Annotated in this window: 23 protein-coding genes and 1 pseudogene; 15 read left to right on the top strand and 9 right to left on the bottom strand. The window is 62.5% G+C overall.

What is annotated here, in order from left to right; genetic code table 11:
• Positions 1 to 66 precede the first annotated feature (66 nt).
• Complete coding sequence (locus NKH17_RS10745; RefSeq protein WP_352895805.1) at positions 67 to 1,647, bottom strand: hypothetical protein; 1,581 nt, start codon at positions 1,645 to 1,647, stop codon at positions 67 to 69.
• A 572-nt stretch (positions 1,648 to 2,219) separates the two neighbouring features.
• On the opposite strand from NKH17_RS10745, the gene fabI reads away from it, so the two are divergent.
• Both fabI and NKH17_RS10735 read left to right on the top strand, forming a co-directional pair.
• The gene (gene fabI / locus NKH17_RS10740) at positions 2,220 to 3,038 is read left to right on the top strand and encodes an enoyl-ACP reductase FabI (RefSeq protein ID WP_352593325.1); all 819 of its coding nucleotides are present in this window, start codon (positions 2,220 to 2,222) and stop codon (positions 3,036 to 3,038) included.
• A gap of 31 nt (positions 3,039 to 3,069) precedes the next feature.
• Positions 3,070 to 3,657, top strand: coding sequence for a histidine phosphatase family protein (locus NKH17_RS10735; RefSeq protein WP_352895803.1), 588 nt, complete (start codon positions 3,070 to 3,072; stop codon positions 3,655 to 3,657).
• 63 nt (positions 3,658 to 3,720) lie between these two features.
• On the opposite strand, the gene NKH17_RS10730 is transcribed toward NKH17_RS10735, so the two are convergent.
• On the bottom strand, positions 3,721 to 3,984 hold the full coding sequence (locus tag NKH17_RS10730; protein ID WP_352895801.1) for a DUF1344 domain-containing protein: 264 nt from the start codon (positions 3,982 to 3,984) through the stop codon (positions 3,721 to 3,723).
• A 275-nt stretch (positions 3,985 to 4,259) separates the two neighbouring features.
• On the opposite strand from NKH17_RS10730, the gene aroC reads away from it, so the two are divergent.
• Positions 4,260 to 5,360, top strand: coding sequence for a chorismate synthase (gene aroC, locus NKH17_RS10725; protein ID WP_352895799.1), 1,101 nt, complete (start codon positions 4,260 to 4,262; stop codon positions 5,358 to 5,360).
• A 108-nt stretch (positions 5,361 to 5,468) separates the two neighbouring features.
• A complete protein-coding gene (ribB, locus tag NKH17_RS10720) occupies positions 5,469 to 6,569 on the top strand; it encodes a 3,4-dihydroxy-2-butanone-4-phosphate synthase (protein ID WP_352895796.1) in 1,101 nt (366 codons plus the stop codon).
• Between the two features lie 59 nt (positions 6,570 to 6,628).
• Here the strand turns inward: ribB and NKH17_RS10715 are convergent, their stop codons facing one another.
• Positions 6,629 to 7,852 carry an MFS transporter gene (locus tag NKH17_RS10715; protein ID WP_352804320.1) on the bottom strand — a complete coding sequence of 408 codons (1,224 nt, stop codon included), beginning with the start codon at positions 7,850 to 7,852 and terminating at the stop codon, positions 6,629 to 6,631.
• 119 nt (positions 7,853 to 7,971) lie between these two features.
• On the opposite strand from NKH17_RS10715, the gene NKH17_RS10710 reads away from it, so the two are divergent.
• The 6 genes from NKH17_RS10710 to dxs all read left to right on the top strand — a co-directional run bounded on the left by NKH17_RS10710 (position 7,972) and on the right by dxs (position 13,240).
• Complete coding sequence (locus NKH17_RS10710) at positions 7,972 to 8,625, top strand: TetR/AcrR family transcriptional regulator (protein ID WP_352895793.1); 654 nt, start codon at positions 7,972 to 7,974, stop codon at positions 8,623 to 8,625.
• Between the two features lie 132 nt (positions 8,626 to 8,757).
• Positions 8,758 to 9,684, top strand: coding sequence for a histone deacetylase family protein (locus tag NKH17_RS10705; protein ID WP_254818442.1), 927 nt, complete (start codon positions 8,758 to 8,760; stop codon positions 9,682 to 9,684).
• A 3-nt stretch (positions 9,685 to 9,687) separates the two neighbouring features.
• Complete coding sequence (locus NKH17_RS10700) at positions 9,688 to 9,939, top strand: exodeoxyribonuclease VII small subunit (RefSeq protein WP_031211056.1); 252 nt, start codon at positions 9,688 to 9,690, stop codon at positions 9,937 to 9,939.
• 109 nt (positions 9,940 to 10,048) lie between these two features.
• Complete coding sequence (locus NKH17_RS10695; RefSeq protein WP_023716908.1) at positions 10,049 to 10,315, top strand: DUF2277 domain-containing protein; 267 nt, start codon at positions 10,049 to 10,051, stop codon at positions 10,313 to 10,315.
• Between the two features lie 9 nt (positions 10,316 to 10,324).
• On the top strand, positions 10,325 to 11,245 hold the full coding sequence (locus NKH17_RS10690) for a pirin family protein (RefSeq protein ID WP_352895788.1): 921 nt from the start codon (positions 10,325 to 10,327) through the stop codon (positions 11,243 to 11,245).
• An 81-nt stretch (positions 11,246 to 11,326) separates the two neighbouring features.
• Entirely contained in the window at positions 11,327 to 13,240 is a 1,914-nt protein-coding gene (dxs, locus tag NKH17_RS10685; protein WP_352476664.1) for a 1-deoxy-D-xylulose-5-phosphate synthase, read from the top strand.
• A 241-nt stretch (positions 13,241 to 13,481) separates the two neighbouring features.
• On the opposite strand, the gene NKH17_RS10680 is transcribed toward dxs, so the two are convergent.
• Positions 13,482 to 13,883: a GFA family protein gene (locus tag NKH17_RS10680; protein WP_254818654.1), complete on the bottom strand. Its 402-nt coding sequence runs from the start codon at positions 13,881 to 13,883 to the stop codon at positions 13,482 to 13,484.
• Between the two features lie 174 nt (positions 13,884 to 14,057).
• On the opposite strand from NKH17_RS10680, the gene NKH17_RS10675 reads away from it, so the two are divergent.
• The 3 genes and pseudogenes from NKH17_RS10675 to NKH17_RS10665 all read left to right on the top strand — a co-directional run.
• Entirely contained in the window at positions 14,058 to 14,837 is a 780-nt protein-coding gene (locus NKH17_RS10675) for a TlyA family RNA methyltransferase (RefSeq protein ID WP_352895785.1), read from the top strand.
• Entirely contained in the window at positions 14,834 to 16,075 is a 1,242-nt protein-coding gene (locus NKH17_RS10670; RefSeq protein WP_352895783.1) for a class I SAM-dependent RNA methyltransferase, read from the top strand. The genes NKH17_RS10675 and NKH17_RS10670 overlap by 4 nt, the downstream gene beginning before the upstream one ends.
• Before the next feature lie 91 nt (positions 16,076 to 16,166).
• Positions 16,167 to 16,429: pseudogene (locus tag NKH17_RS10665) on the top strand (DUF2384 domain-containing protein); the annotation flags it as partial.
• A gap of 39 nt (positions 16,430 to 16,468) precedes the next feature.
• Here NKH17_RS10665 and NKH17_RS10660 read toward each other — a convergent pair.
• The 5 genes from NKH17_RS10660 to NKH17_RS10640 all read right to left on the bottom strand — a co-directional run bounded on the left by NKH17_RS10660 (position 16,469) and on the right by NKH17_RS10640 (position 19,723).
• A complete protein-coding gene (locus tag NKH17_RS10660) occupies positions 16,469 to 16,858 on the bottom strand; it encodes a type II toxin-antitoxin system VapC family toxin (protein WP_254818448.1) in 390 nt (129 codons plus the stop codon).
• Positions 16,845 to 17,120, bottom strand: a complete 276-nt coding sequence (locus tag NKH17_RS10655; protein ID WP_254818449.1) for an AbrB/MazE/SpoVT family DNA-binding domain-containing protein — start codon at positions 17,118 to 17,120, stop codon at positions 16,845 to 16,847. Before NKH17_RS10655 ends, NKH17_RS10660 begins: the two co-directional genes overlap by 14 nt.
• An 81-nt stretch (positions 17,121 to 17,201) precedes the next feature.
• Positions 17,202 to 18,614, bottom strand: coding sequence for a metalloprotease TldD (gene tldD, locus NKH17_RS10650; RefSeq protein WP_254818450.1), 1,413 nt, complete (start codon positions 18,612 to 18,614; stop codon positions 17,202 to 17,204).
• A gap of 82 nt (positions 18,615 to 18,696) precedes the next feature.
• Positions 18,697 to 19,188: a GNAT family N-acetyltransferase gene (locus NKH17_RS10645; protein WP_352895779.1), complete on the bottom strand. Its 492-nt coding sequence runs from the start codon at positions 19,186 to 19,188 to the stop codon at positions 18,697 to 18,699.
• A 10-nt stretch (positions 19,189 to 19,198) separates the two neighbouring features.
• Positions 19,199 to 19,723: an invasion associated locus B family protein gene (locus NKH17_RS10640; RefSeq protein ID WP_254818452.1), complete on the bottom strand. Its 525-nt coding sequence runs from the start codon at positions 19,721 to 19,723 to the stop codon at positions 19,199 to 19,201.
• Positions 19,724 to 20,094: 371 nt separating this feature from the next.
• Here NKH17_RS10640 and coxB point away from each other — a divergent pair, with 371 nt between their 5' ends.
• Both coxB and ctaD read left to right on the top strand, forming a co-directional pair.
• Positions 20,095 to 20,973: a cytochrome c oxidase subunit II gene (gene coxB / locus NKH17_RS10635; RefSeq protein ID WP_254818655.1), complete on the top strand. Its 879-nt coding sequence runs from the start codon at positions 20,095 to 20,097 to the stop codon at positions 20,971 to 20,973.
• Positions 20,974 to 21,011: 38 nt separating this feature from the next.
• Positions 21,012 to 22,664 (top strand): cytochrome c oxidase subunit I, encoded by a 1,653-nt coding sequence (gene ctaD / locus NKH17_RS10630; RefSeq protein WP_352476671.1) that lies wholly within the window; start codon positions 21,012 to 21,014, stop codon positions 22,662 to 22,664.
• Positions 22,665 to 22,693: the final 29 nt, after the last annotated feature.

The following is a 22,693-nucleotide window of genomic DNA, read 5'->3' as shown; positions in this document are numbered from 1 at the left end:
GCTTCTAAATTTGATCCGCGCCAACTGTTGGTCGGAGCCTCGACGTAACGCCTGCGGTGCGCAGCGCTAGGGTGCGTACCTTGGCAGCGTTATCCGCGACAACCCGCTCTTGATAACCGAAACTCCGAGTACGCCTGCAATTGGATAATTCTCCTCCGAAAGCAGCTCGAGCGAGAAATCCGGCTCCCAGGCGCGCAAGCGTTCGATAGTTCGAACTGCCTCCACAGTCTGCCCCAAATGCCCGTGGCAGGCAGCCGAGTATCTCAAAGCGGGTAGGTATGTGGGTTGCTGCGCAAGGACACGCTCGCCGTGACGTATCCCCTCCTCGAAGCGCCCGTTCAGAGTTGCCAAGATGCAGCACGTGGTATCGATGCAGTAACGATACAGGGGAGGCCCGCCCAGTGCACGTGCGCGCATCGCATCCTCATAGCCACGCTTCACTTCGCCGAGATAGCCGAGCGTCAAGGCACGCATGTCCCAGCAAATGGCTTGTAGCGGGTTAGCGGCTATCGCTCGATCGGCGAGTTCCAGTGCCTGTGCGTATTCACGAAAGACGAACGAATGGGCATGAGCGGCCAACGCCAGGGTGATAGGATTGAAGGGGGCCACTTCGACGGCGCGACTGGCGCATTCCCGAACCTGATCGTGAAAGGTGCCCGAGCGGCCGACCCGTCTCTCGCCAAAGCGGGTGACAAACACAAACAGCTGCCACGCCAGATACGTGCTACGCGGGTCGAGCTCATATGCTTCGGCGAGCATGCGCTCCGCCGAATCCAGGTCCGTATCGCGCATGCGGAATACCTGTCGCAGCGCTGTCAATGCAAGCCGAGACGCCCGGTGTCGGGGCTCGTCGCGGATGGACTTAGGATCGAGAACGAATTCGAGGATCGAAAACACGATCTGATTGACGAACGACATCAGCTTCAGGCTCGCCGGGCCAGTCAGGTCGGCCGGCTCGAGAAAATCCGTATGCGACCACAAGAGCCGGCTGTCACCGGGCGCAATTAATGCAAATGTCAGGCCCACTCTGTCGCCCACCACCGTTGCCCTGGTTTGCAACAGCCAGTCTGGTAGCGCAGTGTCAGGCGCTTGGGTCAGCGGTCCCTGCGCTTGAAAATCCACGACGTCGACCACTTCGAAATTCAGGATCGATCGAACCACCAGATCCAGGACAAGGTCGCTGACGGCCCTGTTAGCGGAGCCCTCCGTCCACCTGGCATCGCGAACCAGGCCCAAGCATAGCCGCGACGAATTCAGAAGTGAGGCGCTTCGCTGTCCGGACAACTGATCTGCCGCGGCAACAGGAAAGACGTTTGCTGGCACTGTGCGAGGCCGGGGCCATTGGCTTCTTTGCTCACGAAGCCAATCCTCGAACTCTGGATCGCGAATATCGAGGCCCTCAAGCAGATCACGCGTGGCAGAGCCTTCGGGTGGATCGTTCAAATCGATGCCGATCGAAGCGACGTCGAGTCGAACCACATCACGATCGGTCGAGATTAGATCAATGCCGGCGCTGCGGAGCGACTTCCGAACCTCGGACAGCTCCTGCCGCAAGCTTGCTGCACCCTGCTCCTCGCCGCGAGTGCTCCAGAGCTTGCTTTGCAGCCATTTTCGGCTCCGCGTACCGTTGGGTGCCAGGGCGAGCATGGCCAAGAGCGCCTTAGACCGTCTGCCATGCGGCGTGACGTCCGCGCCATCCGCGCTCTCAATCGCGAATGGCCCAATCAATCTAAGGAAAGGACGGCAATCCGAGTACACTAGCGGCCCCTCGCGTCCCCGCACCCTAATATAGCATCTGCTAATATAAGTCTATCTGTAATTCTCGGCTTCCGTGAGGTCAAACCTACACGTGGCAAAGGATTCGAGACGGGATTTCTGCTGTGACGGAAGGACTCGGTAGCGACATCAAGCGGTCGTTCGATGTAAGCGGTCCCATTGTCGGCTTGGGGTCATGAGCGTGACTTCGGCCGCTGGCCAACGAAACTTCCGCCAAAGGGTCATCTTCCGCCGTGCCACACGGACACCAAGTGTCGGATTTGCCCACCGGCCCACGACCGCAAGGTCAAAGCGCTACAGCGTCCTTTGCACGTCCAAAGGACGCGCGGCACTGCTGAGCAACCGCTTTGTCCCGCGAACTGTCCGCTTTGAACGCTTGAAGGGGCACTGTGGCTGTGCGATAGGCACTCCACAAAGCAGAGAACCTTGCGGAGAGCGCTGACATGGCGGGTGAACGGGGCCTTATGGCCGGCAAGCGCGGCCTTATCCTTGGCATCGCCAACAATCGCTCGATCGCTTACGGCATCGCCAAGGCCTGTGTCGATCACGGCGCCGAGATCGCGCTGACCTATCAGGGCGAGGCGTTCAAGAAACGTGTCGAGCCGCTCGCGGCGGAACTGGGCGCGCATGTCGCGGGCCATTGCGATGTGACCGACCCGGCCAGCCTCGATGCGGTGTTCGCCGATATCGCCAGCCATTGGGGCAAGCTCGATTTCCTCGTCCACGCTATCGCCTTTTCCGACAAGGACGAGCTGACCGGCCGCTATGTCGAGACGACGCGCGATAATTTCCTGCGCACCATGGATATTTCGGTCTATTCCTTCACGACCATTGCCAAACGTGCCGAGGCGCTGATGACCGACGGCGGCTCGCTGCTGACGCTGACCTATTACGGCGCGGAAAAGGTGATGCCGCACTACAACGTCATGGGTGTCGCCAAGGCGGCACTCGAAGCCAGCGTGCGCTATCTGGCCGTCGATCTCGGCGCCAAGAAGATCCGTGTCAACGCGATCTCCGCCGGCCCGATCAAGACGCTTGCCGCATCCGGCATCGGCGATTTCCGCTATATCCTGAAATGGAACGAATACAATTCGCCGTTGAAGCAGACGGTCACGCAGGAGGAGGTTGGCGATTCCGGCGTCTATTTCCTGTCCGACCTTTCGCGTGGCGTCACCGGCGAGATCCATCATGTCGATTCCGGCTATCATGTCGTCGGTATGAAGGCGGTCGACGCGCCGGATATTTCGACGGTCAAGGACTGACGCCACCGCCTGACCTCTTCCGGAAGACCCGATGTACCCGCTCGTCTATATCGTGCGCCACGGCCAGACGGCGTGGAACGCCGAGGCCCGGCTGCAGGGGCAGGCCGATACCGACCTCGACGAGCTTGGCCGCGAGCAGGCTAGCCGCAACGGGCGCAGGCTGGCCGAACTCATCGACAAGCCCGAGGATTTCGACTTTGTCGCCAGCCCGATGCGGCGCACGCGCGAGACGATGGAGCGCCTGCGCGCGGCGATGAAGCTCGATCCGCACGCCTATCGTACCGAGCCGCTGCTCGTGGAATTGAGCTTTGGCGACTGGCAGGGTTTCACCTTTGCCGAACTCGAGGCGAACAATCCTGGTTCGACCAGGCGCCGCCGGCTCGATAAATGGAATTTCCAGCCGCCCGGCGAAGGCGCCGAAAGCTATCAGATGCTGCTCGAACGGGTGAAGCCGTGGTTCGACGCGCTCGATCGCCAGACGGTCTGCGTGACCCATGGTGGCGTCATGCGCGTAATGTTCCGCTTGGTACTGGGGATGTCCGAACAAGATGCGGTCAGCATGGACGTGCCGCAGGACCGCGTGCTCAGACTGGAGGGCCGGCGCCTGGAGTGGCTTTGAGACCGATGACGCAGCATATGTTGAGATCAGGTCGGGCCGGCATCAGCTGAGTGTCGACGCGTCCTACTCGGTCGATCCGGTGTCCGGTAGTTCCATATCGGTGACGACATTCTCGCCATTCGTCACGTCATAGGCGAGGACGATGTCCATGCCTGGCTTCAGCGCATCGAGGTCGGTTTCGGCGTTCAGCTTGTAGGACTTGCCGTCGTCCAGCGTCAGCATCAGCGCATCCTTGTCGACCTTCTTGATCAGGCCTTCGGTCTGGCCGGCGAAGGCCGCGGTGGAAATCAACAGCGTGGCGGCAACAGCGCCAATCAGGATACGCATCATCGTCCTCTTTAATCATCGCCGGTACAGCGGCTCGGTCCAACGGAACGGAACTGAGCAGAAACCAATCGAATGTGTCAAAACTAAATCCGCCGGATCACAGTTTGACCACTGTGGAAAACGCCAATAGAAGGCAGGCGACAGCGCCGCGCGTCCTCCTGGACGCGCAAAGGACGCTGTAGCACTTTTGATTTTGTGCATGATCCTTTCCGAAAATCGCTCCGATTTTCGGGGTTATGCGCAAGGCCGGCTCCGACGCCGGCAGGGCTGGTTCCATGTCGCACAACACGTTCGGCCATCTTTTCCGCGTCACCACCTGGGGCGAAAGCCACGGGCCAGCGTTGGGCTGCGTCGTCGACGGCTGTCCGCCAGGCATCCGCTTCACTCGCGACGAGATCCAGGCCGAACTCGACAAGCGCCGCCCCGGCCAGTCACGTTTTGTGACGCAACGTCGCGAACCGGATGAGGTGAAGGTCCTGTCCGGCTTCATCCTCGATGAGGACGGTGAGACGATGATCACCACCGGCACGCCGGTGTCGATGCTGATCGAGAATGTCGACCAGCGCTCGAAGGATTATGGCGACATCGCCCGCCAGTTCCGGCCGGGCCATGCCGATTACACTTACGAGGTCAAATACGGCCTGCGCGATTACCGCGGCGGCGGCCGCTCCTCGGCACGTGAGACGGCAGCGCGGGTGGCGGCCGGAGCGCTTGCCCGCAGGGTCGTGCCCGGCATGGTGGTGCGTGGCGCGCTGGTGTCGATGGGCGATAAATCGATCGATCGCGCCAATTGGAACTGGAATTTCGTCGGCGACGCCGAAAACCCGTTCTTCACGCCGGATCCGGCGTCCGTCGCCGTCTTCACCAAATATCTGGACGGCATCCGCAAGGCGGGCTCCTCGGTCGGTGCGGTCATCGAGATCGTCGCCGACGGCGTTCCGGCGGGGCTTGGCGCGCCGATCTATGCCAAGCTCGACCAGGACATCGCCGCCGGCCTGATGTCGATCAACGCCGTCAAGGGTGTCGAGATCGGCAACGGTTTCGAGGCCGCCCGCATCACCGGCGAGGAGAATGCCGATGAGATGCGCATGGGCAATGACGGCAAGCCGGTCTTCCTGTCCAACAATGCCGGCGGCATCCTCGGCGGCATCTCGACCGGCCAGGCGATCGTCGCGCGTTTCGCCGTCAAGCCGACCTCGTCGATCCTGACGCCGCGAAAGTCGATCGACAAGGACGGTAACGACGTCGAGATCATGACCAAGGGCCGGCACGATCCATGCGTCGGCATCCGCGCCGTACCGATCGGCGAGGCGATGGTTGCCTGCGTCATTGCCGATCATTATCTGCGTCATCGGGGACAAACGGGAAGGGAGTAGGGAGTAGAGTAGGGGAGTAGGTTACGCAGCTCCCACGACAGCATTTTTCCTTTTCTCTACTCCCGTACTGCCCTACTCCCCTATTCCCTGCGAGCGAAGCGAGCACTTATGCCTTACGACCAGAAGAAGATCGTCGAAGCCCTGCGCGCCTTCGAGCGCGGCGAGATCGTCGTCGTTATGGACGATGACGGCCGCGAGAACGAGGGCGACCTGATCGTAGCGGCCGTTCATTGCACGCCGGAAAAGATGGCGTTCATCGTTCGCAACACGTCGGGCATCGTCTGCACGCCGATGCCGCGCGAGGAAGCCAAGCGGCTCAACCTGTCGCCGATGGTCGCCGACAATGATTCGGCCCACACCACCGCCTTTACCGTCAGCGTCGATTTCAAGCACGGCACCACGACGGGCATTTCAGCGGACGACCGCACGCTGACGGTGCGCAATCTCGCCAACGGCAATGTCGGCGCCTCCGATTTCGTCCGGCCCGGCCACATCTTTCCGCTGATCGCACGCGAAGGCGGCGTGCTGATGCGTTCAGGCCATACCGAGGCCGCTGTCGACCTCTGCAAGCTCGCCGGCCTGCCGCCGGTCGGCGTCATTTCCGAGCTGGTCAACGATGACGGCACCGTCATGCGTGGCCCGCAGGTGCAGGCCTTCGCCGGAAAGCACGGGTTGAAGCAGATCTCGGTTGCCGACCTCATCGCCTACCGGCAGCGCAAGGAAACGCTGGTCGAGCGTGTCGCCTGTTCCGACATCGAGACGGCAGGCGGCAAGGCACTGGTCTTCACCTACACGCTGCCCTGGGATTCGATGCATCATGTAGCGATCGTCTTCGGCGACATCCGCGACGGCGAGGAGGTGCCGGTGCGCCTTCATTCCGAGGACGTGGTCAGCGACGTGTTCGGCACCAGCCACAAACTGGACGCCATCATGAAGACGATGGGCGAGCGTAAGCGCGGCGTCATCGTCTATCTGCGCGAAGGCTCGGTCGGCGTCGCCCATCAGGAGCGCAAGCGCCCGGCTGCCGGCGACCGCGAGGATCACGAAGAGGCTCGCCGCCGCGAAAACGAATGGCGCGAGATCGGCCTCGGCGCGCAAATCCTCAAGGATCTCGGCATTTCCTCGATCAATCTGATCGCCTCGCGCGAGCGCCATTATGTCGGCCTCGAAGGTTTTGGCATCCACATCGCCAAGACCGAGATTCTTTAGGCCATTCTCACGGTGCTGGTATGCGTCCGGCCCCGGCTCGGGGCCGGCCGCACCGGCAACTATTCCGCAGCGACCGCGGCTGCGTCGCATGCCGCCATGTCGCAGTTCGGCGCGGCAAGGCTGCGCTGGCCGGCGAGCACGATGGCCAAAGCGATTGTGCCCGATGCCACCGAGACCCAGAACCCGTTCTGCGCGCCGAAAGCGTCCACCACCCAGCCGGCGGCGAAGGAGCCGAGCGCCATGCCGATGCCGATGCCGGTCATCACCCAGGTCACGCCCTCGGTCAGCACCGCCTCCGGCACGCGCCGCTCGATCAGGCCGAATGCCGTGATGAAGGTCGGCGAGATTGCCACGCCGCTAACGAAGACGGCCAGTGCCAGCAGCGGCACGGTGTCGGCGACGAGCAGCGGCAGCGTGGTGAGCGCAATGATGGCGATTGCGATGGCAAGCTGAATCTGCAGCGGCACTTTCAGGTTCAGGGCGCCGATGACGATGCCGACGACGAACGATCCGAGCGCGTAGACGCCGATGACGAAGCTGGCGGCGCCCGGCTGGCCAAGCTCCTTGGTGATCGCCACGGTGCTCACCTCCGTGGTGGCGAAGGTCGCGCCGATGAAGATCAGGGCCAAGGTAATGATCTGGACCGGCCGCAGGCGGATTGCCGAGCCGCCCGAACCGTGTTCCACCGGTCGCGCTCGCGGTTCGGTCGAGCGCTGCAGGATGAAGGCCGTCGAACCGAAGGCCAGGAACAATGTGCTCGCGAGCACTCCCGCTTCCGGGAAAAGCGCGACACTCAGTCCGACCGACAGCGATGCGCCGGCGATGTAGACCAGTTCGTCCGCCGCCGACTCGAAGGCGAACGCCGTGTTCAACTCGGGGCGGTTGCGAAAAATCTCGGTCCAGCGTGCGCGCACCATTGCCGGGATGCTGGGCATCACGGCGGCGAGCAGCGCCGAGACGAATAGCGTCCATATCGGCCAATGCTGATTGGCCGCTGCAATCAGGATCGCGAAAGCGAGCGTGGAAATCATGGTGGTCGGCACCACAACCCGCGTCTGGCCGAGGCGGTCCACCAGTCGCGATACCTGCGGGGCGACGAAAGCGTTCGCCAGCGCATATGTCGCGGAAACGGCACCGGCCAGCCAGTATTCGCCATCGGTCTGCGACAGCATTGCGACGATCCCGATCGGAGCCATGGCCATCGGCAGCCGGGCAACGAACCCGGCCGCAGCAAAGCCCTTGGCGCCCGGCGCGCGAAAGATCTGGGAATAGGGATTTTGCATGGTCTGGCTCCTCGACAACGGCCGGTTCGGCGATTACATACGTAGCGTATGAGTTTAAATAGATCATACGCGGCGTATGTCAATTGGCATACGAGGCGTATGTTAATAGGGCCAGGGCAATGCACAGACCACGCAGGGAGATGATTGCCGAGACCCGCGCCAAACTGATTGCCGCGGCGCGCCAGGCCTTCGGCACGCTCGGCTATGCCGAAGCCTCGATGGATGACTTCACGGCATCGGCCGGGCTGACGCGCGGTGCGCTCTATCATCACTTCGGCGACAAGAAGGGCCTGCTCCAGGCGGTTATCGCCGAGATCGACGCCGAAATGGCAGCCCGGCTGAAGGTCGTTTCGGCCAAGCCGGACAATCTCTGGCAGGGCTTTGTCGACGAATGCACCGCCTATATCGAGATGGCGCTGGAGCCGGAGATCCAGCGTATCGTGCTTCGCGACGGGCCGGCGGTGCTCGGCGATCCATCGCAATGGCCAAGCCAGAGCACATGCATCCGCTCGATGACAGAGAGCCTGCAAAGACTGAGCGACGAGGGGACAATTCTCGCCGTCGATCCCGAAGCCGCGGCAAGGCTGGTCAGCGGCGCCTCGCTGCATGCGGCGCAGTGGATCGCAAATTCGAACGATCCCGAAGCGACGTCGAAGAAGGCAGTGAAGGCGTTCAAGGTTCTTCTGGAAGGGCTGCTCAATCGCACCGGCAGGCTGCATCAACCTGATCGACCGTCAGCGATGCAGCCCGAGGTTGACCGATCACCGGCCTGAGGTCATCTTTTCGCCAATCCCAGGCGGCTCGCGGTGGGCTCAGCCGACGCCGGTTGCCTAAACCCTGTTGAACATCGCGTCGCCAGCGCGCGAAAACATGGCCAAAGCGGTAAGGCGCGCCTATATCGGGGCATGGTCACGAGACTTTACACCCATCCGATTTTCCTCGAGCACATAACACCGCCCGGTCATCCGGAGCGGCCGGACCGTCTGCGCGCCATAGAGCGTGTGCTTGACGACGAGGCCTTCGCGGCGCTCGATCGCGTCCAGGCGCCTGAGGGCGACGAGGCAACCATTCTCTACGCGCATCCGCCCGAATTCGTCGAACGTGTCCGCGCAGCGATACCGGACACCGGCATCGCCCGTATCGACGCCGATACCACCGCCAGCCCGAAGAGCTGGCAGGCGGCCGTGACCGCGATCGGCGCTGCCAACGCCGCGGTCGACGACGTCTTCACCGGCCGTGCCGAGAACGTCTTCGTCGCCGCTCGGCCGCCCGGCCATCATGCCGAGAAGACCACCTCCATGGGTTTTTGCCTGTTCAACACCGCGGCGATCGCGGCACGCTACGCGCAGAAGAACCATGGCGCCGGCCGCGTCGCCGTCGTGGACTGGGATGTGCATCACGGCAACGGCACGCAGGACATCTTCTGGGACGATCCGTCGGTGCTCTATTGCTCGACACACCAGATGCCGCTTTACCCGGGAACCGGGGCCGCGAGCGAAACCGGCGCCGGCAACATCGTCAACGCGCCGCTGGCGCCGCAGAGCGGCAGCGATGTTTTCCGTGACGCCTTTCTGTCACGCATCCTGCCGGCGCTCGACAATTTTGCGCCCGATCTCATCATCATCTCCGCCGGCTTCGACGCCCACCACCGCGATCCGCTGGCCGAGATCAACCTGACCGAGGATGATTTCGACTGGGCGACCGGCCAGTTGCTCGAACGAGCCGGGCGCCATAGCCGCAACCGGCTCGTCAGCGTTCTCGAGGGCGGCTACGATCTGCAGGGATTGGCATTTTCGGTCGCCGCCCATATCGGGCGGCTGATGAAGGGATAAATGATGGCTGGTGAGACCAACGAGGACGTCAAGGCGATGAGCTTCGAGCAGGCGCTCGAGGCGCTGGAACGGATCGTCGACGATCTGGAGCGCGGCGACGTGCCGCTCGACCAGTCGATCCGCATTTACGAGCGCGGCGAGGCGCTGAAGGCGCATTGCGACCGGCTGCTGAAAGCGGCCGAGGACAAGGTCGAGAAAATCAGGCTGTCGCGTGACGGCAAGCCGGTGGGGACAGAGCCGCTGGATGCGGACTGAGGCGCGGCCTCGAACGACGATTGTGCTTACCGGCTTTGGACATCATCACGATTGAGGGTAAAACTCATCCCGTTTGAAACGGCTCCAGGACGAGAGGAGATTGCGAACGATGTGCAGAAACATCAAAACCCTGTTCAATTTCGATCCGCCGGCAACCAATGACGAGGTCCGCGATGCCGCACTTCAGTTTGTCCGCAAGCTGAGCGGAACGACACGGCCGTCGAAACAGAACCAGCATGCGTTCGACCATGCCGTCGAGGCCATTGCCGCCTCGGCGCGTGAATTGCTCGACAGCCTCGAGACGACGCAGCATCCGCGCAATCGCGAAGAGGTGGCGGCCAAGGCGAAGGCCAAATCTGCACTTCGCTTCGCCTGAGGGGACCGCGTGAGCTTCTTTCCCGGAAACGATCCGCAGATGGGCGATGCCTTCGCCAGCGATCAGATCGAACTGATGGTCATTCCGAATGCCAAGGACATCGGCGGATTTCAGGTTCGCCGCGCCTTGCCGACGGCCAGGCGCCGGCTGGTCGGACCCTTCATCTTCTTCGACCGCATGGGTCCAGCCGTTCTGCGGGCCGGCCAGGCGCTCGACGTGCGCCCGCATCCGCATATCGGCCTGTCGACGGTGACTTACCTGTTCGACGGCAAGATCAGGCACCGCGATTCGCTCGGCACCGAGATGGTGATCCAGCCCGGCGACGTGAATTTGATGACCGCCGGCCGCGGCATCGTCCATTCGGAGCGCACGCCGGAAGAACTGCGCGGCTTGCCGATGTCGGTTTCCGGCCTGCAGACATGGCTGGCGCTGCCGGACGGCAAGGAAGAGGTCGCGCCGGTCTTCGAAAACACCGCGGCCCTGCGCCTGCCCGAAATCGATGCAGAGGGTGTCAGCGGCCGTATCGTCATCGGTGCATTGTCCGGACTGCGCTCCCCGGTCGCCACCGCTTCGGACACGCTATATGCCGACCTCAGGCTGGCGCCGGGTGCCAGCGTGAAGATCCCGGCCGAAGCCGAGGAACGCGCCATCTATACGCTGGAAGGCGAGGTTTCGATATCCGGTGACCGCTTCCCGGCCGAGCGGCTGCTGGTTTTCCGGCCCGGCGATGAGATCGTTGTTTCATCGGATCGCGGCGCCCACTTCATGCTGTTTGGCGGCGCTTCCCTCGGTTCGAAACGTTATATCTGGTGGAATTTCGTATCGTCCTCAAAGGAACGCATCGAGCAGGCGAAAGAAGAATGGAAGACGGGCCGCTTCGATATCGTTCCTGGAGACGAGCAAGAGTTCATCCCGCTGCCCGAAAGCTGATGCGCGTTACCGCCACATTTACATTCGCCGGCCAGCGGCATATTTCACGATGAACAGAAAATCTGACCAGGCTCGCAAACAGTGAACGCAAAGCCCGATACGCCGCTTCTCGACAAGGTCCGCGTCCCAGCCGATTTGCGCACGCTTGCCGAAGCCGACCTGCCGCAGCTGGCGTCAGAGCTTCGCGCCGAACTGATCGACGTCGTTTCCCACACCGGGGGCCATCTCGGCGCCGGCCTTGGCGTCGTTGAACTGACTGTCGCGCTGCACTACGTCTTCAACACGCCGGACGACCGGCTGATCTGGGACGTCGGCCACCAGGCCTATCCGCACAAGATCCTGACCGGCCGCCGCGACCGCATCCGCACGCTGCGGCAGGAGGGCGGCCTGTCCGGCTTCACGCGTCGCGTCGAGAGCGAATACGATCCGTTTGGCGCAGCCCACTCCTCAACCTCGATTTCAGCCGGCCTCGGCATGGCGATGGCGCGCGATCTGTCCGATGGCCGCAACAATGTCATTGCCGTCATCGGCGACGGCGCCATGTCGGCCGGTATGGCCTACGAGGCGATGAACAATGCCGGCGCACTCGATGCCCGGCTGATCGTCATCTTGAACGACAACGACATGTCGATCGCTCCGCCGACCGGTGCGATGAGCGCCTATCTGGCGCGGCTCGCCTCAGGCAAGACCTATCTTGGGTTGCGCGATTTCGGCAAGAAGCTGACGTCCTATCTCGGCGAGCGCGCGGATCGCGCCATCAAGCGCGCGGTCGAGCACGCGCGCGGTTACGTCACCGGCGGCACGCTGTTCGAGGAGATGGGTTTCTACCACATCGGTCCGATCGACGGTCACAACCTCGAGCACCTGATCCCGGTGCTGAAGAACGTCCGCGACAATGCCGACGGCCCGGTGCTGATCCATGTCGTGACCCAGAAGGGCAAGGGCTACGCTCCGGCCGAGGCGGCGGCCGACAAATATCATGGCGTCAACAAATTCGACGTCATCACCGGCGCCCAGGCCAAGGCGCCCGCCAATGCGCCGAGCTATACGAAGGTGTTTGCCGAAAGCCTGATCCAGGAGGCCCGAGAGGACGACCGCATCGTCGCCATCACCGCCGCCATGCCGAACGGAACCGGGCTTGACCTGTTCGGCGAAGCGTTTCCGGCGAGGACCTTCGATGTCGGCATTGCCGAGCAGCATGCGGTGACCTTCGCCGCCGGCCTTGCCACGGAAGGCTTCAAGCCTTTCGCGGCGATCTACTCGACCTTTCTCCAGCGCGCCTACGACCAGGTCGTTCACGACGTGGCGATCCAGAAATTGCCGGTGCGCTTTCCGATCGACCGCGCCGGCTTCGTCGGCGCCGATGGTGCCACCCATTGCGGCGCGTTCGACACGACGTTCCTGGCGACGCTGCCCGGTTTCGTCGTCATGGCCGCGGCCGATGAGGCCGAGCTGCGCCACATGGTACGCACCGCTGCAAGCTTCGATGACGGCCCGATCGCCTTCCGCTACCCGCGCGGCAACGGCGTTGGCGTCGAGATGCCGCAACGCGGCTCGGTATTGGAGATCGGCAAGGGCCGGATCGTCAGGGAAGGCACCAAGGTTGCGCTGCTTTCCTTCGGCACCAGGCTGCAGGATTGCCTTGCCGCGGCCGAGGAGCTTGGCGCGGCCGGGCTTTCGACCACGGTCGCCGATGCCCGTTTTGCCAAGCCGCTCGACGAGGACCTGATCCGGCGGCTGGCCCGTTCGCACGAGATACTGGTCACGGTGGAAGAGGGCGCGGTCGGCGGCTTCGCCAGCCATGTGCTGCAGTTCCTGGCCCATGAAGGGCTGCTGGAGAGCGGCTTGAAGGTGCGCCCACTCGTGCTGCCCGACGCCTTCGTCGACCATGCCAAGCCGGAAAAAATGTATGCCGATGCCGGGCTGGACAGCGCCGGCATCGTGCGCACTGTGTTCGTGGCGTTGGGGCATACCGCGCAGGCCCAGCGCGCCTAGTTTTAGACGCATTTCCCGCGACGCCGAAGCGATTCAACTTGGCTGCAAAATGCCGGTCTGAATCAAAATCTCAACTGCTTGAATCAAATTGCCGGCGAACAGTCGTAACATGCTGTTTACGCTGCTGTTTCCGGCCGCGCACGCAGGTGTCCGGCGACAGCAGCGACGGTCTGGCGCCGCCCGTCGAACGGCGGGTTTCGCGGACGATATTCTAAAGCATGATCCCGAAGAGACTCTAGAACTAGAACCACATATCCCGCACGCAGCGACCATCTCTCGGCAAATCCTCGAATGTATCGAGACCATCGAAATGGTCGATCGGGAGATCGGCGACGGCCTCGGGCGGCGCAAGCCTCACATTGACGGCGATGCGGTAGCGCCCAGCCGCATCGGGATGCAAACCGTGCCAGGCCAGGACGCAAGCGCACGTTGGACAGAAGAGAATCTCAAGTGAAGGATGAGCCTTTCCGACGCGCCGATAGGCGCTTACGGGCCCGGCAAGGCGGATGCGTTCGTCGACAAAATCGTAAGCCCAGAGCGTGCCGTAGCGACGGCAAAGTGTGCAGTTGCAGGCAGTTACCGAACCGGGATCGCCCTCCAGGGTCCAGCGGGCGGCACCGCAGTGGCAGGTTCCCGTCAGCATTTCCTCCTCCGCGTTTCGACCGCAAAACGGCATCTCGTTCTTAGCATTGCGTCGCGCCTGGCGCGAGGTTCGACTGGTAGCGGAGCGGCTTGATGCGTTCACCGCTTTTCCACCCATGCCTTGTCTCATCGCCAATATCCTTGCCATCATCGTTGGCATTCGCCATGAAGGCCGATGACTTTCCTTCCGCCAGCCAGCATACGCCAGAGGCTCGACGAATTGCTCGTCCAGCGCGGCCTGTTTGCCAGCCGCTCGCGTGCCCGCGATGCGGTGGCGCGCGGCACCGTGACGGTCGATGGCATCGTCGCCCGCAAGCCAAGCCAGGCCGTTCTGCCTGAGTGCAACATCGTCGTTGACGATCCGGCGCAAGGTTACGTGTCGCGCGCCGCACTGAAGCTGAAGGCTGGTCTCGACCATTTCGGCCTCGACCCCACCGGCAGCGAAGCCCTCGATGTCGGCGCCTCGACCGGCGGCTTCACGCAGGTGCTGCTCGAACGCGGCGCGGCGCATGTCACGGCGATCGATGTCGGGCACGGCCAGATGCACTCCGACCTTGCCGGCGATCCGCGCGTGACGGTAATTGAAGGCCTGAATGCGCGCGAACTGTCGGCAGCCGATCTCGGCGGCCGTGTGCCGGATTTCGTCGTCTCGGACGTCAGCTTCATCTCGCTGAAACTGGCGCTGCCGCCGGCGCTTGCCTTGGCCGGGAACGGCGCAAAGGCTGTATTTCTGGTCAAGCCGCAGTTCGAGGCCGGCCGCGAGGCGATCGGCAAGGGCGGCCTGCTGAAGGACCCCTATGATGCGGCGCGCATTGCCGGCCTGATGCAGGACTGGCTCGATGCCATTCCCGGCTGGCGCTCGCTGGGGTTGCATCTGTCGCCGATAGAGGGCGGCGACGGTAACCGCGAGTTCCTGCTCGGCGGCATCAAGGACGTCGAGACCCAGAAGCGATGAGCACCCGTTTCACGATCGCAAGGTTGGGCTCGCAGGGCGACGGCATCGCCGAGACGGAAACCGGTGAGGTTTTCATTCCGTTCGCGCTGCCGGGAGAGGTCGTCACCGCCGCGCGGGAGAAAGATCGCGCCACCTTGATGTCGGTCCTTGAGGCTTCGCCGTTGCGGGTCGATCCGCCGTGCCGGCATTTCGGCGCATGCGGCGGCTGCGCCGTCCAGCATCTCGAGACTGAAGCCTACCACCGGTGGAAGCGCGAAAAGGTCGTGCATGCGCTGAAGAGCAAGGGCATCGCTTGCGATGTCGGCGCGCCGGTGCCGTGCGCGCCGCACACGCGCCGCCGCGTCGTCTTCACCGCCCGGCGGAGCGAGGCGGGAATGCAGTTCGGTTTCGTTCGCGCGCTGTCATCCGAGATCATTTCGATCGAGGAATGCCCCATCTCGCTGCCGCAGATCGTCGCTGCGCTCGACCGTTTGAGGATGCTTGCCGGACTGATCTGCGCCACGACCAAATCGTTCCACATGGCGGTGACGGTGACCGGTTCCGGCCTCGATGTCGCGGTTCACGATTCCGGCAAGCTCGGCGAGAACCAGCGCCGCGTCGCGTCCAACTTCGTCGTGGCCGAGGGGCTAGCCAGGCTGTCGATCGACGGCGAGATCATTATCGAACCAAAGAAACCGGTCGTCCTGTTTGATGGCGTCGCCGTCGCAGTGCCTCCGGGCGCTTTCCTGCAGGTAACCGAGGCTGCCGAACAGGCGATGGCCAACATTGTCGGCCAGCATTTCGCGCGCGCCAAAAAGGTCGCCGATCTCTTCGCCGGCTGCGGCAGCTTCGCGCTGCGCCTGGCCGCAAGATCGGAGGTTCACGCGGTGGAAGGCGATGCGGCAGCACTCGCGGCGCTCGACCGGGCATTCCGTTTCGCCAGCGGCCTGAAGCGGGTGACCGGCGAACGTCGCGACCTGTTCCGGAGGCCGCTCACATTCAAGGAGTTGAATGCCTTTGACGGCGTAGTCTTCGACCCGCCCCGCGCCGGCGCCGAGGACCAGTCGAAGCAGATCGCGCGCTCCGACGTGCCGCTCGTCGCCGCGGTGTCCTGCAATCCGGCAACGCTGGCGCGAGATCTTCGCATCCTCCTCGATGGCGGCTACGCCTTGAAGAGCGTAACCCCGATCGACCAGTTCCTGTGGTCGCCACATGTCGAGGCAGTGGCATTGCTGGAGAAGCCCAAGAGAAGGCGCTAGCAGCATTTATCGGGCGTGAAATGCGCACTAGAAAAGCGCATTTGAGCGTACGCCGGTCAAATATTCTAGGAAATTTATAATGAGCCAAACCGAACTGGCGGGCCTGAGCGGCATCGCCCGCAACACGTTTGCCGCTAAGACCGGAGCGCGCAAGGTCGACGCCGCATTGAGCCCCATCATTCGTATTCTGGCGACGGCCGGCGAGATGACCGGCGATCAAGTGCGTGCAGCGATCTGGTTCAAACATCAGCCGATCCCGGCTGGGTGGGAAAGACCGCCTATGATCTGGTTTGCGAAGGCAAGACGGATAATCTCGCTTACCTGAAGGCCGCTCGTTCCGGTATCTATGCCTGAACGGCGCGCCTTCATGCCAGGCTGGGTGGCCATAAACTGCTATGCTTCTTGCACGCCGTCATATCCAGCCGCCTGCGCTGCCGTGACGAACTTACGATCAAAAGTCGCGAAGCCAACGCAGTGAGCAGATTTGCCCAGATGCAGCGCATCAGCGAAATCCAATCCCCTTTCCGAGAGGTCGAGCGCGGACGACACGACCGTCCCGTCTTCCACCTCTACCGTAGGGAGCCCGCTAAACGCCCGTAGCGTGCGGGCGATTTCGAGCGGTGCCAAACCGTAGGCGCTGCGCAACACCCACTCGACCTCCAGCATTACCGTGACGGCGACAAAGACTGGCTGGCTATCGATCAACGCGCGGGCGCGGGAAGACCGAGTCGGGTGATCGTCCGTCAGGTAGCGGACGATCAGGTTGGTATCAATCGCGAGCATGGCGCCGCCGCGCTTCGGCGAGCACGCCCGCGTCCATTTCTTCCAACGTCTTCGGCCTGCCGCTATAGCGCAGCGATCCAAACACGTCCTCTGGCCGCGTCTCGGCGAAGACTGGCGCAGGCTTCAGTAGCACGCCCTCCGGGGTATCTTCGACCAGAAGCCGTGTGCCGGCGTCCCATTCTCTCCGTTTCCGGATCGAACTGGGCAGGATGACCTGTCCCTTGGTCGAGACGGTGGTCACGAGCTTTTCCGCGGCAGCCATGATGGCGCTCCTCTGGATGTAAGACGAACGTAAGATAAGTGAAAATCGACAGGACGGACAGGGTGTTCGAAGCCGGCCGCATCAAACCCTGGTGCCGCCGACCGTCATCTGGTTCATCCTGAGATGCGGCTGGCCGACGCCGACCGGCACGCCCTGTCCGGCCTTTCCGCACATGCCGATGCCGGTGTCGAGCTTCATGTCGTTGCCGATCATCGCCACACGATGCATGGCATCCGGCCCGTTGCCGATCAGCATGGCGCCCTTGATCGGCTGCGTTACCTTGCCGTTCTCGATCATGTAGGCCTCGGTGCAGCCGAACACGAACTTGCCCGAAGTGATGTCGACCTGGCCGCCGCCGAACGACACGGCATAGATGCCATTCTTGACCGAGGCAATGATTTCCTCCGGCTCCATGTCGCCTGCGGTCATGTAGGTATTGGTCATGCGCGGCATCGGCTCGTGTGCGTAACCTTGGCGCCGCCCGTTGCCGGTGGCTTTCATGCCCATCAGACGCGCGTTCTGGCGGTCCTGCATGTAACCGACCAGCTTGCCATCATCGATCAACACGTTGTGGGCAGAAGGCGTGCCTTCATCGTCGACGGTCAGCGAACCACGCCGTTCGGGAATGGTGCCGTCGTCGACGACGGTGACGCCTTTCGCCGCCACCTGCTGGCCAAGCAGGCCGGCGAAGGCAGATGTCTTCTTGCGGTTGAAATCGCCTTCCAGCCCGTGGCCGACGGCCTCGTGCAGCATGACGCCCGGCCAGCCGCTCGACAGCACGATGTCGAAAGTGCCGGCAGGCGCGGGAACCGCTTCGAGATTGACCAGTGCTTGCCGCAGCGCCTCCTTGGCCGCATGCTTCCAGCTGTCCTCGATCAGGAATTCGCCAAAATCCTTGCGCCCGCCCATGCCGTAGGAGCCGCTCTCCTGGCGGTCACCGTCGCCGACCACCACCGACACGTTGATCCTGACCAGCGGGCGGATGTCGCGCACCATCTGGCCGTCGGCGCGCACGATCTCGACATGCTGCCAGGAGGCGGCGAGCGACGCCGTCACCTGCCGGACGCGCGGGTCCTCCGACCGCAGCCACGCGTCGATTTCCTGAAGCAGCTTGGCCTTGGTCTCGAAGGAAGGCGAGGGGATAGGGTTTCCGTCACCGTAGAGATGGCGGTTGGTGCGGGCGGGAGCCGCAGCAAGCGTGCCGGAATAGCCGCTCTTGACCGTCGAAACCGCATCGGCGGCGCGCAGCAGCGAGGCTTCGGAGAGATCACTGGAATGGGCGTAGCCGCTGGCCTCGCCGGCGACTGCGCGCAGGCCGAAACCCTGGTCGGTGTTGAAATTGGCGGTCTTCAGCTTGCCATTGTCGAACATCAGCGCTTCGCTTTCGCTGTATTCGAGAAACAGTTCACCGTCGTCGGCGCCGTTTATAGTCTCGGCGACGATCTGCTTGATGCGATCGTCGGAAATGTCGAATTGGCCGATCAGGCTGTTCATGGCGCTGGCCTCTTGAGAAGTGATTTTACGGCATGTAGGCGCCTGGGCGCCGTTCGGCAACTTCACGGTGGAACACCACGACCTAAGTCAAGCGGCGTGCCATCATGATTTCGTCGATCTCCCTGCCGTCATGAAGAAAGCCGGCCGGTATGCAGCCTATTTCGTGAAAACCTTCTCGTTGATAGAATCGTATGGCCGCTGGATTTTCAGCACTTACAGCCAGCTCGACCTGCCTTATGCCCAATGCTCGGGCGTGATCGAGCAGCAGATTGAGCATCTTGACGGCGTATCCGCCGCCACGCTCGCTGCCGCGCAAATAGACCATGACGATCGTCGCGCGGTGCATCATCTTGCTGGCCGGCTGGCGCATCAGGCCCATTATGCCGACAGACTCCCCGCTCCGAAAGCTGACGACGACCAGGTTGTTCGTCAGGCGCCGCCGCCATTCCTCGTCGGGAAGTTGCTCCCATTCCGCTGCGCTGCTGGCGAAGGCTTCGGGCGCAGCGCGCAAAGCCTCCAGGCGAATTCGCTTGAATATCTCGAAGTCGTCCGCATCGAGCAGTTTCAGCGTCAAACGTGCAGCCTCAAGGCAGGGCGGCAAAGCCGTCGGCGAAACCCTTGAGGTCGACGGGAATGCCGATACCCTCTTCCGGCGTCTGGAAGACGATGAAGGTGGCGGACGTACCGGTCTTCAGCGTGTCGAGCAGCGGCTTTTCCAGGATGACCTCGGCGTAGCAGCCGTCCTGGAAACAGCGCACGAAATAGGCGCGGCCGATATCCTTGCCGTCGACATTGAGGCCGAGCCCGTTGGGCAACAGCACACCGAGCGGCGCCAGCACGCGAAGGATTTCGGCCTTATTGTCGGCTGTACGCAGCACGACCACGGAAAGACCCATTTCCGGGCGGTCCTCGGCGACGACGTTCTGCATCATCACGCATTGTTCGGACGTAGCACCGGCCGGCGTATCGCAGATGATCGACCACGCCCCATGCGTCGACTTCACGGTGCCGCTTGGCTGCGCGGCATTGGCCAAGCCGGCGCCGGGCAAGGCTATTGCGGCGGCAACAAGGATGACCTTCGCCAAGGTTCTCGAAAGCCAAGGGTTCATGACGGCTCCATTGCGAATCACGGCACTTTAAGCCGCACTAAACCCAAGTAAAGGACGAGACCCCGGCGATCTGCCCCGACACAGGCGACAATGCGCTTTTCCGTGCCAATTTCGCCCTAATTGCGACGGTTCCGCGCGCCGCGCGGCTCATTCTACTCGGATGCCGCTCTGGTGATTCGCGGCGAGCCGTCACCGCACGAAGCCAGCGCCGCGCTTGCGCGCAAAAATGCCGCACGGGTTCCGGCGCTCCTTCCTTGCGGAGGCAAATAGAGTATGGTTTGAACCAGCCTTGAATTGTCCGGGATTCCCGTCCCGGCATTGTTCGACATTCTTGCGGTCCGATCGCGAGGAACTGGGAGATGACGAGCGCGATGAGAAAATTCCTGGCAACCGCCAAAATCGTAGCTAGTGCCGCCGCCACGTTGTTTGCCGCTGCATCGGCTCGTGCAGCCCAGCCCCAACCTTGGGAAACCAGTTTTCAGCCTGCGGCGACCGACATTATGAGGCAGATCGAGTGGTTCGGGAACTACTCGTTCGCGTTCATAATTGTGATCACCGCCTTGGTGCTTTTCCTGATCGCCTACTGCATTTTGCGGTTCCGGGCGAGCGTTAACCCGACCCCGTCGCGCACCAGCCACAACACGCTGATCGAGGTCATCTGGACTGTCGGTCCCGTCGTCATCCTGCTCTGTCTCGCCATTCCCTCGTTCCAGCTGCTGACCGCGCAGTACACGCCGCCGGAAGAAGCCAAGCTGACCGTCAAGGCGACCGGCAATCAGTGGAACTGGGACTACGAATACCAGGTCGACAATACGCTTTCCTTCAATTCCGCGATCCTTCAGGATGCCGACAGGGCTGCTGCCGGCAAGGAAGATCGCGCCGCGTATCCGCGCCTGCTCGCCGTCGACAATGAGATGGTGGTTCCGGTCAACACCATGACCCGGGTGCTGGTGACGGCGACCGACGTCATTCACGCTTTTGCCATGCCGTCCTTCGGCATCAAGACCGATGCAGTGCCGGGCCGCATCAACGAGGTGTGGTTCAAGGCCGACAAGGAAGGCCTCTATTATGGCCAGTGTTCGGAACTCTGCGGCAAGGACCACGCCTTCATGCCGATCGCTATTCGCGTCGTCTCCGATGCGCAATACAAGACCTGGCTGGCGGCAGCCAAGACCGACCTTCCCGGCGCCAACAAGGCGCTGATGGCCGAGGTCGATGGCACGAACAAGGTAGCGGCCGCCGGCAACTGATGCCGCGACCAGAAAAGATTCAGGGAACGGAGCCGATCATGGCAGACGCTGCAGTTCACGACGACCACGACCACAAGCCATATCATGGCTGGGTCCGGTGGGTGTATTCGACCAACCACAAGGACATTGGCACGCTTTATCTGATCTTCGCGATCATGGCGGGCTGCATCGGTGGCGCCTTGTCGGTCGTCATGCGCATGGAATTGCAGGAGCCGGGCATCCAGATATTCACTGGCCTGGCGCAGATGGTCTACGGCATGAATGGTGACGCCGCCATCGACGGCGGCAAGAGCATGTACAATGCTTTCACCACCGCGCATGCGCTGATCATGATCTTCTTCATGGTGATGCCGGCGCTGATAGGCGGTTTTGCCAACTGGATGGTGCCGATCATGATCGGCGCGCCGGACATGGCCTTCCCGCGCATGAACAACGTCTCGTTCTGGCTGCTGCCGCCGGCTTTCATCCTGCTGATTATCTCGGCCTTCGTCCCGAGTGCGCCCGGCGCCTACGGCGTCGGCGGCGGCTGGACGCTTTATCCGCCACTATCGACATCGGGCCAGCCCGGACCGGCCATGGACCTGGCGATCCTTTCAATCCACATCGCCGGCGCCTCCTCGATTCTTGGTGCCATCAACTTCATCACCACCATCTTCAACATGCGCGCGCCCGGCATGACCATGCACAAGATGCCGCTGTTCGCCTGGTCGGTGTTGATCACCGCCTTCCTGCTGCTTTTGTCGCTTCCAGTGTTGGCCGGCGGCATCACCATGCTGTTGACCGACCGCAATTTCGGCACCACCTTCTTCGCCCCGGACGGCGGCGGCGATCCGATCCTGTTCCAGCACCTGTTCTGGTTCTTCGGCCATCCGGAGGTCTACATTCTGATCCTCCCGGGTTTCGGCATCATCAGCCACATCATCTCGACCTTTTCGAGGAAGCCGGTGTTCGGTTATCTAGGCATGGCCTATGCGATGGTTGCCATCGGCGCAGTGGGCTTCATCGTCTGGGCCCACCACATGTACACGACGGGCCTGTCACTCGACACACAGCGCTATTTCGTCTTTGCCACCATGGTCATCGCGGTGCCGACGGGTGTGAAGATATTCTCGTGGATCGCCACTATGTGGGGCGGGTCGATCTCGCTCAAGACGCCGATGCTGTGGGCGATCGGCTTCATCTTCCTGTTCACCGTTGGCGGCGTCACCGGCGTGCAGCTGGCCAATGCCGGCCTCGACCGCCCGCTGCACGACACCTATTTCGTGGTCGCGCACTTCCACTACGTGCTGTCGCTGGGCGCGGTCTTCGCCATCTTCGCCGGCTGGTATTACTGGTTCCCGAAAATGACCGGCTACATGTATTCGCCCGTGATCGCCAACACCCACTTTTGGGTCACTTTCGTCGGCGTCAACCTGGTCTTTTTCCCGCAGCACTTCCTCGGCCTTTCCGGTATGCCGCGTCGCTATATCGACTATCCGGATGCCTTCGCCGGCTGGAATATGGTGTCGTCCTACGGCTCGTACATCTCGGCTGTCGGCGTCGTCATTTTCCTGTTCGGCGTCTTCGAGGCGTTCCAGAAGAAGCGTGTCGCCGGCGCCAATCCTTGGGGCGAGGGTGCGACCACGCTGGAATGGCAGCTGCCTTCGCCGCCGCCGTTCCACCAGTGGGAACAGTTGCCGAAGATCAAGTAGGCGGTTGCCTCCTTTAATACGGAACCGCC

The sequence above is a fragment of the Mesorhizobium sp. M1334 genome (assembly GCF_040317995.1).
GTDB lineage: Bacteria > Pseudomonadota > Alphaproteobacteria > Rhizobiales > Rhizobiaceae > Mesorhizobium.
Note: the sequence above shows the minus strand (reverse complement) of the source record. Positions and strands in the feature narration are given on the sequence as shown.

Bases quoted from the DNA above. Each gene is read 5' to 3' on its own strand.
- aroC (WP_352895799.1), top strand. From the start codon at position 4,260: ATGTCGCACAACACGTTCGGCCATCTTTTCCGCGTCACCACCTGGGGC.
- NKH17_RS10730 (WP_352895801.1), bottom strand. From the start codon at position 3,984: ATGCGTATCCTGATTGGCGCTGTTGCCGCCACGCTGTTGATTTCCACC.
- NKH17_RS10745 (WP_352895805.1), bottom strand. From the start codon at position 1,647: ATGCTCGCCCTGGCACCCAACGGTACGCGGAGCCGAAAATGGCTGCAA.
- NKH17_RS10715 (WP_352804320.1), bottom strand. From the start codon at position 7,852: ATGCAAAATCCCTATTCCCAGATCTTTCGCGCGCCGGGCGCCAAGGGC.
- NKH17_RS10700 (WP_031211056.1), top strand. From the start codon at position 9,688: ATGGCTGGTGAGACCAACGAGGACGTCAAGGCGATGAGCTTCGAGCAG.
- NKH17_RS10695 (WP_023716908.1), top strand. From the start codon at position 10,049: ATGTGCAGAAACATCAAAACCCTGTTCAATTTCGATCCGCCGGCAACC.
- ribB (WP_352895796.1), top strand. From the start codon at position 5,469: ATGCCTTACGACCAGAAGAAGATCGTCGAAGCCCTGCGCGCCTTCGAG.
- NKH17_RS10660 (WP_254818448.1), bottom strand. From the start codon at position 16,858: ATGCTCGCGATTGATACCAACCTGATCGTCCGCTACCTGACGGACGAT.
- NKH17_RS10655 (WP_254818449.1), bottom strand. From the start codon at position 17,120: ATGGCTGCCGCGGAAAAGCTCGTGACCACCGTCTCGACCAAGGGACAG.
- NKH17_RS10640 (WP_254818452.1), bottom strand. From the start codon at position 19,723: ATGAACCCTTGGCTTTCGAGAACCTTGGCGAAGGTCATCCTTGTTGCC.
- NKH17_RS10710 (WP_352895793.1), top strand. From the start codon at position 7,972: ATGCACAGACCACGCAGGGAGATGATTGCCGAGACCCGCGCCAAACTG.
- NKH17_RS10705 (WP_254818442.1), top strand. From the start codon at position 8,758: ATGGTCACGAGACTTTACACCCATCCGATTTTCCTCGAGCACATAACA.
- NKH17_RS10675 (WP_352895785.1), top strand. From the start codon at position 14,058: ATGACTTTCCTTCCGCCAGCCAGCATACGCCAGAGGCTCGACGAATTG.
- NKH17_RS10735 (WP_352895803.1), top strand. From the start codon at position 3,070: ATGTACCCGCTCGTCTATATCGTGCGCCACGGCCAGACGGCGTGGAAC.
- coxB (WP_254818655.1), top strand. From the start codon at position 20,095: ATGAGAAAATTCCTGGCAACCGCCAAAATCGTAGCTAGTGCCGCCGCC.
- ctaD (WP_352476671.1), top strand. From the start codon at position 21,012: ATGGCAGACGCTGCAGTTCACGACGACCACGACCACAAGCCATATCAT.
- NKH17_RS10670 (WP_352895783.1), top strand. From the start codon at position 14,834: ATGAGCACCCGTTTCACGATCGCAAGGTTGGGCTCGCAGGGCGACGGC.
- tldD (WP_254818450.1), bottom strand. From the start codon at position 18,614: ATGAACAGCCTGATCGGCCAATTCGACATTTCCGACGATCGCATCAAG.
- fabI (WP_352593325.1), top strand. From the start codon at position 2,220: ATGGCGGGTGAACGGGGCCTTATGGCCGGCAAGCGCGGCCTTATCCTT.
- NKH17_RS10680 (WP_254818654.1), bottom strand. From the start codon at position 13,883: ATGCTGACGGGAACCTGCCACTGCGGTGCCGCCCGCTGGACCCTGGAG.